This window comes from Acetobacterium tundrae (assembly GCF_008086615.1).
Lineage (GTDB): Bacteria > Bacillota > Clostridia > Eubacteriales > Eubacteriaceae > Acetobacterium > Acetobacterium tundrae.
In genome coordinates this window covers 1-14,372 of the sequence record NZ_RXYB01000036.1, presented here as the reverse complement: position 1 = coordinate 14,372, position 14,372 = coordinate 1, and the positions used below count along the sequence as shown (strand labels likewise).

General features: G+C 38.5%; 11 protein-coding genes, 1 tRNA gene and 2 pseudogenes. 4 read left to right on the top strand and 10 right to left on the bottom strand.

Annotation, left to right across the window (positions count from 1 at the left end; translation table 11 throughout):
• The coding region (locus FZC40_RS16400; RefSeq protein ID WP_148606332.1) for a deoxyribonuclease IV at positions 1-770 on the bottom strand (770 nt) is incomplete at its 3' end.
• Between the two features lie 144 nt (positions 771-914).
• Between FZC40_RS16400 and FZC40_RS16395 the strand changes: the two genes are divergently transcribed.
• Entirely contained in the window at positions 915-1,448 is a 534-nt protein-coding gene (locus tag FZC40_RS16395; RefSeq protein WP_148606330.1) for an HdeD family acid-resistance protein, read from the top strand.
• A gap of 239 nt (positions 1,449-1,687) precedes the next feature.
• Entirely contained in the window at positions 1,688-2,809 is a 1,122-nt protein-coding gene (locus FZC40_RS16390; RefSeq protein ID WP_243135855.1) for a class I SAM-dependent methyltransferase, read from the top strand.
• 125 nt (positions 2,810-2,934) lie between these two features.
• Here FZC40_RS16390 and FZC40_RS16385 read toward each other — a convergent pair.
• Positions 2,935-3,010: transfer RNA gene (locus tag FZC40_RS16385), tRNA-Val, on the bottom strand.
• A 338-nt stretch (positions 3,011-3,348) separates the two neighbouring features.
• Entirely contained in the window at positions 3,349-4,350 is a 1,002-nt protein-coding gene (locus FZC40_RS16380) for a uroporphyrinogen decarboxylase family protein (RefSeq protein ID WP_148606326.1), read from the bottom strand.
• Between the two features lie 807 nt (positions 4,351-5,157).
• Here FZC40_RS16380 and FZC40_RS16375 point away from each other — a divergent pair.
• Entirely contained in the window at positions 5,158-5,769 is a 612-nt protein-coding gene (locus FZC40_RS16375; RefSeq protein WP_148606324.1) for a DUF47 domain-containing protein, read from the top strand.
• A 10-nt stretch (positions 5,770-5,779) separates the two neighbouring features.
• A complete protein-coding gene (locus FZC40_RS16370) occupies positions 5,780-6,775 on the top strand; it encodes an inorganic phosphate transporter (protein ID WP_148606322.1) in 996 nt (331 codons plus the stop codon).
• A gap of 64 nt (positions 6,776-6,839) precedes the next feature.
• On the opposite strand, the pseudogene FZC40_RS16365 reads toward FZC40_RS16370, so the two are convergent.
• From FZC40_RS16365 to FZC40_RS16335, 7 genes and pseudogenes are all read right to left on the bottom strand, one after another.
• A pseudogene (locus tag FZC40_RS16365) lies at positions 6,840-7,118 on the bottom strand (IS3 family transposase); the annotation flags it as partial.
• A gap of 119 nt (positions 7,119-7,237) precedes the next feature.
• Positions 7,238-9,556, bottom strand: a complete 2,319-nt coding sequence (locus FZC40_RS16360) for a methyl-accepting chemotaxis protein (protein WP_148606317.1) — start codon at positions 9,554-9,556, stop codon at positions 7,238-7,240.
• A gap of 60 nt (positions 9,557-9,616) precedes the next feature.
• Entirely contained in the window at positions 9,617-10,657 is a 1,041-nt protein-coding gene (locus FZC40_RS16355) for an XdhC family protein (RefSeq protein WP_243135854.1), read from the bottom strand.
• A 40-nt stretch (positions 10,658-10,697) separates the two neighbouring features.
• Complete coding sequence (locus FZC40_RS16350; protein ID WP_148606315.1) at positions 10,698-11,723, bottom strand: molybdopterin-binding protein; 1,026 nt, start codon at positions 11,721-11,723, stop codon at positions 10,698-10,700.
• Positions 11,724-11,829: 106 nt separating this feature from the next.
• Positions 11,830-12,666 (bottom strand): TylF/MycF/NovP-related O-methyltransferase, encoded by an 837-nt coding sequence (locus FZC40_RS16345; protein WP_148606313.1) that lies wholly within the window; start codon positions 12,664-12,666, stop codon positions 11,830-11,832.
• Positions 12,667-12,859: 193 nt separating this feature from the next.
• The gene (locus FZC40_RS16340; protein ID WP_148606311.1) at positions 12,860-13,303 is read right to left on the bottom strand and encodes a DUF2798 domain-containing protein; all 444 of its coding nucleotides are present in this window, start codon (positions 13,301-13,303) and stop codon (positions 12,860-12,862) included.
• Between the two features lie 151 nt (positions 13,304-13,454).
• A pseudogene (locus FZC40_RS16335) lies at positions 13,455-14,372 on the bottom strand (FAD binding domain-containing protein); the annotation flags it as partial.

The following is a 14,372-nucleotide window of genomic DNA, read 5'->3' as shown; positions in this document are numbered from 1 at the left end:
GTTTCCAGAAAAAAGGGCAGGTCTTTCAACAAAGGATGGGTGACAATTCTTCTGAATGCATCCACCCCCAAAGTTCCTAACCCGATTTTTTCGTGCCGATCTTTGTGGCTTCCAAAAAGCATCTTACTGTCATTAAGGTGGACACACTTAAGATAGTTCAGACCAATAATTCGGTCAAAGTCTTCTAAAACTGACTCAAGATTTCCAACAATATCATAACCGCCAGAATATACATGGCAGGTATCTAGACAAACGCCGATTTTTTCTTTTAATTCAGTCCCATCAATAATGGCTTTCAATTCCTCAAAATTTCGTCCAATCTCGGTTCCCTTTCCCGACATGGTTTCCAATACAACCGTTGTTTTCTGATCCGGCCACATTTCATCATTCAACAGATCAACAATCCCTTTGATTCCAGTATTAACGCCCTGACCGGTGTGGCTCCCCGGGTGAAAATTATACAGCTGACAGGGGAGCTCCTCCAGCCTCAGCAAATCTTCTTTAAATGCCATTCTGGCAAACTCCCGGGTTTCTGGTTTGGCCGAACACATATTAAGTGTGTAAGGTGCATGTGCAAGAAGTTCTCCAAAATCATTCGCTTTCATTATCTCTACAAGGCTTTCTACATCTTTTGGATCAAGGGCTTTGGCTTTTCCCCCTCTTGGGTTGCGGGTAAAAAATTGAAAGGTGTTAGCACCAATACTGATGGCTTCCTTTCCCGCTTTTTTATATCCACCTGCGATGGAAAGGTGGGGTCCGATTATTAACATTTGTTTTCTCCTGACATTTCTATTTTTTATCAATTTTCTTTGACTGTCATTGTAATTATGATTCTTTTCACTGCATTTTTTCTTGCCTATTTCAACAATTTGTTATAAAATGAACGTATTCTAATTTGTGAAAAGGAGAAAAAAATGAATCCTGATTTTGGTAGTGTTGGGAAAGCCAACAAAACACTCGGCCTTATTGTTGCCGCTTTGATGCTTATCCTTGGTGTACTGGTCTTTTTATCCCCGGCAATTTTTGCGAAAATAATTGTCTGGTTATTTATTGCCGGTCTTATTATTTACGGCGTATTTCAAATTATCGTTTATACAAAAAGTGAGGTTAAAAATGGTTGGAGCCTTACCTCTGGCATCATGTCTATTCTTTTAGCCGTTCTGCTCATTTTTTCCGACCCATTATCTCGAGCAAGTACGTTCGCCTTTATGCTGGCTTTTCTATCCATCACCACTGGTATGAATCAAATTACTGCCGCTTCTTTTATGAAAAAGCAGGGTTCAACCGGTACCGGCTGGCTGACTGCATCCGGAATCATAAATATTATTTTATCAATTTTCCTCATCTTCAACCCATTTATCATGCTGTTGGGTTTTGGAATTATCGCCGGTATCTATCTGATTGTTGGCGGAATCGCTCTTTTTGCTGAAACCATGTCCAACCAATAAAGATAAGTTTATCGTAGAAAAGTCCTGGAGACAACCATAAATCGTTGTTTTCAGGACTTTCTTTTTGGGGAAGTGATGTTATAATGATTTTATTCAAAACGATTGACAAGGATCGTTTTTTAATTGCTTCGGATGAATCTCTTCACAAATGAAAACATTGAAGAATTTGCAATACCCATATTAACTTTAAATTTTGGAGGACAACCGTAATGCCAGAGAATTTAGCAACTTATTTTGAGATGATTTTTAAAGATGAAATTGAAAAGATTATTTTTAGCAATCCTCGAAAATTCGAGGATAAATACAAGAAAATCACTCTAATCAAGAAAGAAAATCTTTATCATATTGAGAAAAGAACGGAGAAACAAGTATTCCACGAAAACGTTGAATTTGACTGTATTCCAGAATATTGTATGCAAATCTTAACCGGATTCAAACAAATGAATGCATGGAGTAATACTTATGAATACAGCCTTCGATTTTCAAAAAAAGAGAAAATATTGTTTAATAAAAAGGCCCTGACACAACCGCTGAAAATATCAACTGAACATAATCGAAAAAAAAGATATTTGTTAGAAGAGGGTATCATTATTCAACCACTCGTTGACATGGGGATATTTTCAAAAGAAGGAAAAGTGATTCATTCTATGTATGACAAATACAAACAGATCAATAAATTTATCGAAATTATTGATACCATCATCGAAAAGTCAGAATTAGAAAGCATTAACATTATTGATTTTGGATGTGGTAAATCTTATTTAACCTTTGTTGTTTATTATTATCTTACAGTACTTAAAAACATAAAGGCTAATATTATCGGATTAGATTTAAAAGAAGATGTCATCGTGAAATGTAATAATGCCGCAAAAAAGTATGGTTATGATGATTTGAAATTTGTTATTGGTGATATTAATGGCTACCAGCCAACACTCCCAGTTGATATGGTCATTTCCTTACATGCCTGTGATGTGGCCACTGATTATGCCCTTTATAATGCAATTTGCTGGAATGCAAAGATGATTATTTCGGTACCTTGCTGCCAGCATGAACTTAATCAACAGCTTACCAGTGAAGAGTTAGCTATTTTTCAAAGATATGGTATCGTCAAAGAAAGAGTTTCTGCTTTGATGACTGATGCCATAAGAGCTAATTTGTTGGAGTATTTTGGTTATAAAACCCAGTTGCTTGAATTTGTAGATTTTGAACACACCCCTAAAAACATTTTAATCAGAGCAATTAAGACCAACATTTCCCCCAAGCAAAAATCTGTAGTTATGAATGAAATCAAGAGTCTAACCAATTGTTTTAATTTAAACCCCAAACTTTTTAGATTACTTGAAGAAAGTAACATGATCTAATCTTTCTCATATCAAATTTCAACACTGCGAAATGTTAAAATTGATACTTTATTCAACCATGTAATACCTTTTTTTTGAAATAAAAAAAGACCGGCAGTTAAACCCGGACTACTTCTTATTAAAAGTGGTGATCCCGACTGGACTTGAACCAGCGACCCCTACCGTGTGAAGGTAATGCTCTCCCAGCTGAGCTACGAGATCACTTTTACTCTATCTGATAATTTTATATGATTAAATTCAAAAAGTAAAGTTTTTTGAAGATTATTTGAGTTTTATCGTAATAAAAGACCGGTAATTAAGCTGAACTGCTTCTTATGAAAAAAGCTGATCCCGATTGGTCTTGAACCACTCTTATGCCGGTCTAAATTTCGAACTAAATTTCAGCTTATCTACTTTTATATTTAAATGTCAGTTCTTTGTTTCGTTGGAGGCTGCAAATAATTTTGTATCGACTATTAAAGCCCTCCCAGATTTATGTTAAAATAAATTTAATCTGGGAGGATTTTTAATTATGGCCAGACAATGAAAACTCACCGGCATTAGATACTGGTCTTCGCGATCGGTTTTTTTTCTGCATATTCCTTACCGTATTTCAACAACTCATCCATGAAGATGCCGTTGTTCCATTCTCGGTAGCAGATGCCATTGGGGATGGATGGATAGAAACGTCCGCCGGGACAGTAGGTGTCGACAGCTCGGCGCACTTCTTCCCGAATTTTTTCTTCCGTAATATTTTCCACATCGATCTTCGGTCCATCTATGCCACCCACCATGGCCAGTTTTCCTTTTGTGATCTCCTGGATTTTTACGATATTGTTCTGGGCGATGACGCCCTGCCAGATATCAATGCCGATCTCAACCAGATCCGTTGCAATGGGTTCCAGGATGCAGTCCGCGTGATGCATGTAGATCATGCCGCATTCATGGATGGTGTCGGCGATTTCCTTCTGCAGGGGCTTGATGATCTCCCGCCATACACCTGGGGGCAAAAACAGGTTTTGTTTGGTACCCCAGTCGTCGTGATAGAAGATGATATCCGGATGGGTTTCTTCCGCCACTTTCCTGATGTAAGCCATCTTATGATCAGCAATCACCCGAAGCAAGGCTTTCATTTCATCTGGATACTCCAAATAATTCATCAGGGCGACTTCCATACCCAGAAGAAAATGACTACGCTCAAAGAGACCGCCGGGGTAAAAGAAACAGGCCAGTTTTTCATTCCGGTCGATTTGGGCCGCCACTTCCCGAGCCGGTGTCCAGTCCAGATCCTCAATGGATGGAACTACCAATTGCTGCTCCCATTTTTCAATGTCCTTGATGACCACGTTGTCCCGGGTGATATGAGGATGGGGACCAGGTGCACCCGGCAGGAAGATCCGTACCGTTCCCCAAGAATCCATGTATTCCTTGCCGTCCTGAGGCAGCAAAGCATCCTGAATAAATAAGGGATCCGGTATAAATTCTACAGCTGCCATCAAATCTCCATAGTAATCCGGCTGTTCGCCGCGATACACTGCCATAACGTTTTCTCTCAGATTCATTGAAAAATCTCCTCTTGATCATTAGTATTTGGTAATCGATTGCATGGCTATGACAACCTTGCAATTGCCGGTTGGATTATAACATTATTCGCAACTAAAATATAGTAATATCTATAATTAAAATATAGCATGAATTATTTGTAAAATCCAGTTTTTTCTGAAAATTATTTTTATTTATAACGTCCAAAGCTTATAATAATGGATTATTTCGTCTGTTTTTCACAAGCTGATTTCCACAGTGTAAGACTGAAAAATCACAACCGGCATAGGATAAATAATAATTCATAAATTAAAATGCAATTAATTTTAAGGGCTCCTGTCACAGCTTAACCGAGACTAGGAAAACAGGCAGAATGATTCATCTCTCAGACCGCGAATTAACAACTCCTTCGTTAACGAAGCCATCAATAATGGTGCCCGAATCCGTTTCACTATTCTGATGTCCACGATATCGGTTTACTCTAAAAGCCCCATTCGGGAATTCATATTTCGATCTGTTTAGTTTATCTTATTTTTTGGAATTTGTATCCAACTATTTGCGAACATTATATTGATTCTCTTTATTAAAGTCTATTCTCTATATTTTTTAATTTCTAACGTAATTCTAGGTGGTAAAATTTTAAATGTAAATGTATAATAAATAGTTGGTAAAATTTTTATAACATCGGACAAGTTACAGTTTCTTAATCATTAAGCGACTCATAGGAAACAGTAAATAATCCTACTCAGAATATCCGAACGGTAAATCATGCCCGAATATAATAAAAAGCAAAAATATAAACGTAATATACTAAGGAGGATAGACAGTTGAAAAAAACAAATAAAACAATGGAATTATTAAGACAAATGACATTATTAATGGAAGAATGCGGTGAGGTTTTTAGCAAATCTGAAATTTCAACCAGAGATGAAGCAATTAAAATTGCGGAAAGAATCAAAGGATATGAATCAAAATGTGATGATGTTTTACATGAAATATTAGTTTCCTTGTACGCATCATTTATTACTCCTATTGATCAGGAAGATATCATTGTTCTTTCTGAAAAATTGGATGATATCGTAGATCAGATGGAGGAAATGGCTTCTTACTTTGAAATGTCCAATTTTACTATGGAAGATAAATACATCACCGAATTCAAAAACTGTATTGGAATTGCAACTAAGGAATTATCCCTCGCAGTAAATGCATTGGTTGATAAAAAATTGAAAGTAATCAGAGACCATTTGGTAAAAGTCAAATCAAACGAAGAATATTCGGATAATAATGTTCGAAAAGCAATTCATGATCTTTTTTCTAATTATACTGACCCAATAAAAATAATCATATTAAAAGATACCTATGAAATGTTAGAAGGCATCATTGACGCTACCGAGAATGCTGCAAAAACTCTGGACATTATTGTCATGAAGAACTTGTAAGAGGCACATAATGATAATATTGATCCTGATAATTGTTTTAGCCTTTGGATTTGACTTTATTAATGGCTTTCATGATACGGCAAATTGCATCGCTACAGCAGTTTCGACAAGAGCTTTAACCTTAAAAAAGGCAATTTTTATTTCTGCCATTATGAACTTTCTGGGAGCCGTAGTATCAAGCACTGTTGCTCAAACAATCGCGAAAGATATCATCGATATCAATACGCTCGAAAATGGCATGCTCGTTATTGTTGCCGCATTGATCTCTGCAATTACATGGAATTTAATCACCTGGTATTTTGGCATTCCAAGTAGTTCTTCTCATGCTTTAATTGGCTCAATGGCGGGTGCTGGGCTCGCCGATGCAGGAATTCATGCAATTCAGTGGCGCGGCTTTGGAAAAATCATAGAATCATTAATTAGTTCTCCAGTGATTGCTTTAATTGTTGGATTTTTAATGTTTTCTGTATTCAAATTACTTTTTCATAGTTTACCTGCAGGAAAAGCCAATAAAGGCTTTCGTAAAATTCAAATATTCACGGCGGCACTTCAAGCTTTTTCACATGGAATGAATGATGCCCAGAAATCAATGGGTATTATTACAATGGCATTAGTCGCTTTCGGATTGAAAAGTGACATGAGCATTCCACATTGGGTTCAGTTTTGCTGTGCTCTTTCCATGGCTTTAGGTACTTCTGTTGGCGGATGGAGAATTATTAAAACCGTTGGCACACAAATAATGAAATTAAAGCCTATAAGTGGTGTAGCTGCAGATTTATCATCGGTACTGATTATTCAGGCAGCGACTCATCTTGGTCTACCTGTCAGTACTACTCATGTTGTTTCATCTTCCATCATGGGTGTTGGTGCCGCCACCCGTTTTAAAGGAGTAAAATGGCGTACCGGACAGAGAATGTTATTTGCCTGGGTAACAACAATTCCTATCACAATCATTATTTCAGCTGGTATTTTTGAAGTATGCCATTTGTTTTCGGAAATTTTTTAATCAAGGAATCAAATAAGAAATTATTTTTCGAAGGAGGGGGGTGCGGACATTTTTCTGGACTTATTCATGCCGCTAAACCAATACCTCGTCTATATGTGATGGGACTCATTCCTCCAAGGGATAGCTTGATTCTTTTTTCATTATACCATCTTAAATAAAGATCAAGTTCATTAATAAACACATCGATAATCGGTGAGAGATAAACCTTGCCAGCTGGTATATGAAATTCAGTGAGATCAGTGAGCCATTTTGTGTTTGGAGATGCAGCATGGAAGTCGCGAGCAATTACGTTTTTTACAGCAGGGCTCATCTCAACTTTATATGAACTGTATTTTCGCTTTTTCTTGCATGGTACCACAACCGGTGCAGACTTAAATTCAAATTCCAAACTTGTTACACGTTTTTTTTAAATATCAGGTAGGCACACTGTTAAAAGCATGTCTACCACTTTTTAACAAATCTCTATTTCCTTAATTGGAACTGATTGATTCTTTCCTTTAACAGTTCCGCCTGACTTGACATCTCCTCACTGGCGGCAGCGCTTTCTTCAGCTGTTGCCGAATTCTGCGTAACGACCTGGGCTACCTGTTCTATGCCAGTGTTAATCTGTGCAATTCCGGTTGCCTGTTCATTGGATGCGACTGCAATGTTACTCACCAAATCGGTGACTTTCTCAATCCCAGCAACAATGTCCGTAAGGGCTACAGCGGTTTCATCGGCAATTTTTGTTCCTACTTTCACCTTGTTAATGGACCCTTCGATGAGCGTCGTAGTTACTTTGACAGCATCCGAACTGCGTGCCGCCAAGCTTCGCACTTCCTCGGCGACAACAGCAAAGCCCTTGCCGTGCTGGCCGGCTCTGGCTGCTTCAACTGCTGCATTAAGAGCCAGAATATTGGTTTGAAACGCAATATCATCAATAACTTTAATGATCTTTGAGATATCCTGAGATGAAGTGTTAATATCCACCATAGACTGTTGCATAACATTCATCTGAGCATTGCCTTTTTTTGCGTTGTCCATCACTACTGATGTAAGTTCCCGGGCCTGATTGGCATCCACTGCATTATTTTTCGTCTGATCAGCAATTTCTGTAATGGATGCGGTAAGTTCCTGGATAGCACTAGCCTGTTCAGTGGAGCCTTGTGCTAAAGCCTGACTGCCGTCTGAAACCTGACCGGCTCCGGAACTGACCTGCTCAGCAGAATTATAAATATCCTGCATAACCGGATTAAGGGATCCAATGATGCCGTTTAAGGCATTTGAAATATTGATAAAATCGCCTTGGTATTCCTGAGCATTTTCGATATTTAGGTTCCCCTTGGCCATCTCTCCAATTCGATAGGCTATATCTCCAATGATGACATTCAATTGGCTGACCATCCCATTGACCAGCTGTTTTAATTGATCAAACCCTCCTCTGTATGTTCCGGTTACTTCAACTTTCAGATTTCCATGAGCCATGTGATCGATTGTCTCGCCGACTTCCAGAAATGGTTTTTCAATTTCCTCAAGAATCTGGTTCATCCCCTTAATCAGATCTTTCCAGGCACCGTTAAAACGAGTTTCGTCAGCTCGAGCTTCCAGCTTTCCATCAATGGCCGCTTCCGTCATCATGGTGGCATCATCAATCAGGTTTCCAATCGAATCTTTTACAATTGTTAAACTTTTTCCTATTTCCATAAATTGCTTGCTAATTTCCTCGGTGTGTTTTCCAGCTTTTTCGATGTTCAGATCAAAATTCAAATCACCGTCTGCCAAACGTAATAAGTTTTTCCCAAATCTCTGAACTTCTTCTTTTGTATAGGCATTAATACTGGCATAAGATGTTACATCGGTATTGACTTCAACAAAACCAATTTCTTTACCGGTTTTATTTACAAGTACCGCTGTATCAAGTTTGACGTACATCCCGCCCAGATTAAAACTACTGTCATTTCTGCCCTGATCGACTAAACGTCTAACACCACAATCACTCGTTTGACAAAGGGGATTTTGAGCATTAAAGCACGGCATTCCCAATGCTGATTCTCTATTTTCTATTATACTTCTCTGTTGCAATGCATTTTCAAGCTCTTTGTTCATATATGTCCAGTTCATATCATGATCCATAGCATGAACTGCAAATGGCAGTGTATCAAGTAAAACCTGATAGAATTCTATTCGCTCTCCCAAAGTATCTACGATTCGATTAACAGCGTGGATAATTTTACTAAAGTCATTACTCAGCTGCACATCTAAACCACGTTTTGAATAGTTTCCAACTTTAATCTGTTCAGATATCCCATCTATTTCTGTTGAGAGAATTGAAAATGAATGCCTAATGGATGCTAAATAACCATCCAGTGAATCCTGTTGACCTTTTTCTGGTTGCCCAATGGAAAATTCACCAGCACTCAATTGTTTCGCTTCATTGGTACTTATATTGATTCTTTCATTAATTGCTTCACATATTTCGATAATTTCATCCAGTTGACTTTTTGACGCATTGGTTTTTGAACTGGCTGTTTCGTTAAAATTTCTAATTAACAAAGCTTTAGTCATTTCTTGAATAATTGTTATTTTTTTTGCAATTTTTTTAGATACAACTGTTATTGTCAAAATAATTCCAATCAACCCTAATCCGCTAATGATAAACAAGTTTTTCTGATTACTGAATAAATACTCATAATCTGAACCGGCATTGATCATAAACAACAGGTACATGACAAGAAATATTCCAATAACAGGTATTCCCATTGACAATATTATCGAAAATAAAAAACTCTTATGTCTTTTCATCGTTCTCCTTTTAGTTATTAAACTACTTAAATCGTCGATTGAATGATTAGTTCGAGCAGATTAATTAGATGCTCCTTCAATCATTTCCAGAAACACCTCAATGATGCCCCCACAGACCATACCATCCTCTTCAGCCTGCCACCCAGTCATATCAACTAAGTGCAACGCTGCTTTTGGTTGATTGTCAATCAGCATACTAAAAGCCTTCATTTTAATCTCCGCTTCTAAACACCCTCCTCCAAGGGTTTCAATTGTTTTTTCAAGAAAAATCAGCATTTTTGTTCCTACTTCCCGTGGAGCCGACCCTTTTCTGCTAATAATTGTTGCCAGTATTTTTTTTTCTTGGTGTCCCTCCTCCCCCTTTATAGCCTTAAGCAATGCTTTGGAATAACCACAACTCTGGACTTTTTTGTTTTTTACCTGGATGATTTCCGACATGATTGAAATGGCAATTTCCACCGGAGTTTCGGCATTTATTTTTAGACCAATGGGGGTATAAACTTTTTCCAATTTTTGGGGATCGATACCATTTTCTATCAGTTGATCCTTCACTTTATTTATCCGAATTTTACTCCCAATCATCCCAATATAAGCATTTTCTTTAGGGATGATGGTTTCCAGACAAAGCTGATCAAATCGATGACCTCTGGTCACAATAATAAAAAAAGTATGCTTGTCCCCATTTATCTTTTTAAGTCCCTGTTCAAAGGGTTCACAGATTACCTGGTTTGCCCCTGCCAATGTGGCATTGTTGGCAAATGAAAATCGATCTTCAATCACCGTTACCGAAAAATCGGCCATTCGACCAATTTTTATAATAGGAATAGAAATATGTCCTCCACCACAAATCACTAGCTTTTTTTCAGCACCAAGGATTTCGCAGAATATCTGATTACCTTCAATGGTGATGGTTCCAGTTCGAGTGGTTTTTAAAATGATTTTAGTGTGAATATGAAGAAATTCCATTGAATCTGACTGAAATACAATTTCACCTTTGGAAAAGAGCGCTTTTTCTCCAAGATAATGACCTTCCACCACCGTTGCTACAATACTCTTATCATTTGTATCAATAGCACCGATTTGCTCATAAAGACTTTTCAATTTCTAACCTCCTTTTCATTCATCATTATACCGAATACACCTAGACACCTTTTCCAAATCCACAATTTGGAAAGGTACACACATCACAGGAAAGACAGAGTCCACCTTGACCCAAGGTGGTAAAATCTCCGAATCGCAATCGCTCGTCGGTCATGATCCGGGGCAGTATCAGATCAAAGATGGTTCGTTTAGCATACATCACACATCCGGGAAGACCCACGATGGGAATGTTACCGTTGTAATAAGCCAGTAAAAACATTGCTCCAGGAAGTACTGGTGCACCATAAGTGATCATTTTTGCTCCGGTATTTTTAATGGCTAACGGGGTTCGGTCATCTGGATCGACACTCATTCCCCCGGTACAGATGATCATATCAGCGCCCTGTTCCAGAAGGGTCATAATCGACTGGGTAATCATCTCATGATTATCATTTGAAATAAGATGTCCAATAATTTCCGAGTCAAATTCGGCCAACTTCTCTTTAATCACTGGGGTAAAAGTATCTTCAATCCGACCGTGAAAGACTTCACTGCCGGTGGTAACAATCCCCACCTTTTTATGCACATATTGTCTGATCTGAAAAATCGATTCGTCTCCACATACTTCTTTGGCTCGGTTCATTTTGTGTTCTTCAATGACCAGAGGAATCACCCTGGTCCCCGCCAGCAAATCCCCCGCTTTAACTGGAAAATTTCCGTGCCTGCTGGCAATCATCATCTCGCCCAAAGCATTAACTCGGTTCATTTTGTCTGAATCTATTTTAAGCACCCCATCACAAGTGGCGATGAGTTCAATTTTTCCTTCTTTTATTTCTGAGGGCCTCATGTTTTCGCCTTTACAAAGGTCATACAAAATCTCAGCCGCTTCGTTTTCATGAAGCATCCCTTCTTCTTTTTCCCAGACGTAAAGATTTTCTTTTCCCACGGACAGCAAGACGGATATATCTTCTGCTCTTACTATATGGCCTTTTTTAAACACCGCATCTTTGGTCACCCCTTTGATGATCTGAGTAATATCCTGACAGAGAACATGCCCTACTGCCTTTGTTGTTTCAATTAATCTCATAACTTTCTCCATATTTATATAAATATTTTTATTTGCAAAACCGCTTCTATCTGTTTTTTATCTATTCTTCTCTACGCTAACGAAATGATATTCATCCTTACTATTTTTATGGTTTCATTAAAATAGCCGTCCCGTGAAAATCACAGATCGGAAACAAAAATATATTTTGCTTTTTACAATAGTCATCAACAGCTTTTTTCACCCCAGAAAACTGCCGGCTGTTATAATCATGGATTAACAGCATCCCTCCCGAACTGAGCCGAGGGTAAAAATAGGCTAACCCCTGCCGTGTCGGTTCATACAGATCGGCATCCAGACTCACCAGCGCATACTTAAGATCTTCTTTGGGAATGGTCTCGGGAAATCGCCCTTTTAAGATCACCACTTGATTCGGGTAGGGCAACGCCGCCCGGATGAATTCCACACTGGTATCCGAAAAATCCCCTGTCACCCCTTTAGATAGACCTTTTTCAACGGCAATATCTTCTGGCTGAAAGCCCTCAAAGGTATCAAAGAGGTAAAGCTTTCGATCCGGAAAATTACGATTGAGTTCCCGGGCAAATTTACCCTGATAAACTCCCAATTCGGCAATGGCTCCTTCAATCTTTCTATCCTTTATGGTTTCAGCGATTAATCGGAGTTCAGCCAGTCGGATATCATATCTATTTTTTAAATTCTTGGCATGCTCAATACTCCCCTTAAAGCCCAGTCCTCGGATCTGTTTTTCAATTTCATGTGCCGCATCCTCATTCAGGGTTCCGGTCCAAATGATCTCGGGTTCAATTTCAAGCAGTTGATCTGGTGACTGAACCGTTAATCCAGAAATAGCGGATCCCCATTTCCCGGGATTATTATCAAAATAGGCCACGAGTTCATAATCATCTGCGATCAGATTTATCAGAGCATTTCCACCCTGACCAGCTCCAAATATGGCTGCTTTCATTAGTCACGACCTCCTCGTTAACAGCTTATTTCTAATAATAATTCATTCTTTTAAAAAAACAGAATATCTTTTCATTTTTTATTCATAAAAGCCGTCTGCTCCCTAAAGCAGGCGGCTCTTATGATTTGGAAAAGTTTACTTTACTCTATTATTTTATGTGCTTTTTATTAATCTATAAATTTAAAAAAATATCCTAATTTTTTATACAGGCATTGGTCATCTTCCCAACCATGGGTGTAATGATAACTGATACCACATAAACCGCAACCATCGAAACCGGTATCGTGCTGAGCCATGCCATTAAAAACATCGACACAAAGCCAACATTAATCGCTGTTAACGAAAAAGATAGAATCAAAACGAGGATCAGGGTAATGGGTATATTGGATAAGAGATTAAATTTCATGGTTTCCGGTTCTGCTTTGAAGCGTGTGGCAAAACCACCGCCTATTTTGTTAACCGGAATAATTAATGCTGCCAGATAACTGATGACAAACGCTTCAATAAATGTCATCACAACCGGCATTAAGGAAATCCCACCAGTTGTGGCAAAAGTCATAACAAAGGCCAATACCAACGAAACAATAAATGAAAAAAAGAAACCTGCAACTAAACCAAAATATTTTTGATGAATCATTTTTTACTCCTTTCGTAAAACCAGGGTGTTTAAGCTCTCTGGGAAAGTGAATCAATGGTTATTTAAAAATTGCCGCCTGAACCATACAGAACAGACGGCCTTTTTAAATCAAATTGTATTATTTTTTTTAACACTAATGAGTTGTATCAACCTATTGCATTCTCAAAACCGCGTTTTTAATCAGCGCTTTTAATTCTAAAACCTTGTACTCATTCTTTTCCATAATAATCGCATTTTCCACAGCCAGTTCAGCCGCTTTTTCAGCAACTTCTTCGGTTATTTCTTTACCGATTAAATAGCCTTCCACTTTAGCGGCTCTCACTGGCACGGGTGCAACCCCACCCATGACCAGTTTTACACCGGACAATTTACCATTTTCAATGCTGAAAAGCGATGACAAGCTGACGATTGCAAAATCCACGGAATCCCGTAAGCGGAATTTATCGTAGTGCATGGTAGCACCCTCAACGATTGGGATTTCAATATTGGTAACTATTTCACCCTTTAACAGCGCATCCTCGACCTTTAATTTACCACAGCAGAAATCTGCTGCTTTAACGGTTCGTAAATTCGTTACGATATTGGCATCCAAAGCAATCAAGGTTGGTGAAACATCAGATGGATTCACTGCATAACAGCCGCAATTCATACAACGACTGGCTTCTTTTTTAGCCTCTTCGACAGCCAGACTTAAGGCATCTTCTTTGTCAATACTGCGCTCATCCGCTGGAATTTCTTTTAATTTGGCAGCTGTTTTTACTTTTAACCCTTCCGGATCAAAGGTGATAAATCCTCCGTCTTCGGAGATCATGCTGCGACAGATATGTGCTTCCACAACACCAAGATACTTATTCATCCCATTGGCTGCTTTATGTCCGTTGGCAATCCCTTTAATAACAGTCGCCGGACCCGTTGTCGCATCCCCGCCAGCAAAAACGCCTTCTCGTGAGGTCATTTGTGTTTCTTCGGAAACATCGATTAAACCGCGTTGATTTAACTGTACCTGATACTTTTCATCCAGAAAGGATAAATCAACCTGCTGACCCACTGCCATTAAAATGTTTTCAGC

Excerpts from the sequence above, each read along its gene's own strand:
- FZC40_RS16395 (WP_148606330.1), top strand. The coding sequence starts at position 915 with ATGAATCCTGATTTTGGTAGTGTTGGGAAAGCCAACAAAACACTCGGC.
- FZC40_RS16390 (WP_243135855.1), top strand. The coding sequence starts at position 1,688 with ATGATTTTTAAAGATGAAATTGAAAAGATTATTTTTAGCAATCCTCGA.
- FZC40_RS16380 (WP_148606326.1), bottom strand. The coding sequence starts at position 4,350 with ATGAATCTGAGAGAAAACGTTATGGCAGTGTATCGCGGCGAACAGCCG.
- FZC40_RS16370 (WP_148606322.1), top strand. The coding sequence starts at position 5,780 with ATGATAATATTGATCCTGATAATTGTTTTAGCCTTTGGATTTGACTTT.
- FZC40_RS16360 (WP_148606317.1), bottom strand. The coding sequence starts at position 9,556 with ATGAAAAGACATAAGAGTTTTTTATTTTCGATAATATTGTCAATGGGA.
- FZC40_RS16350 (WP_148606315.1), bottom strand. The coding sequence starts at position 11,723 with ATGAGATTAATTGAAACAACAAAGGCAGTAGGGCATGTTCTCTGTCAG.
- FZC40_RS16345 (WP_148606313.1), bottom strand. The coding sequence starts at position 12,666 with ATGAAAGCAGCCATATTTGGAGCTGGTCAGGGTGGAAATGCTCTGATA.
- FZC40_RS16340 (WP_148606311.1), bottom strand. The coding sequence starts at position 13,303 with ATGATTCATCAAAAATATTTTGGTTTAGTTGCAGGTTTCTTTTTTTCA.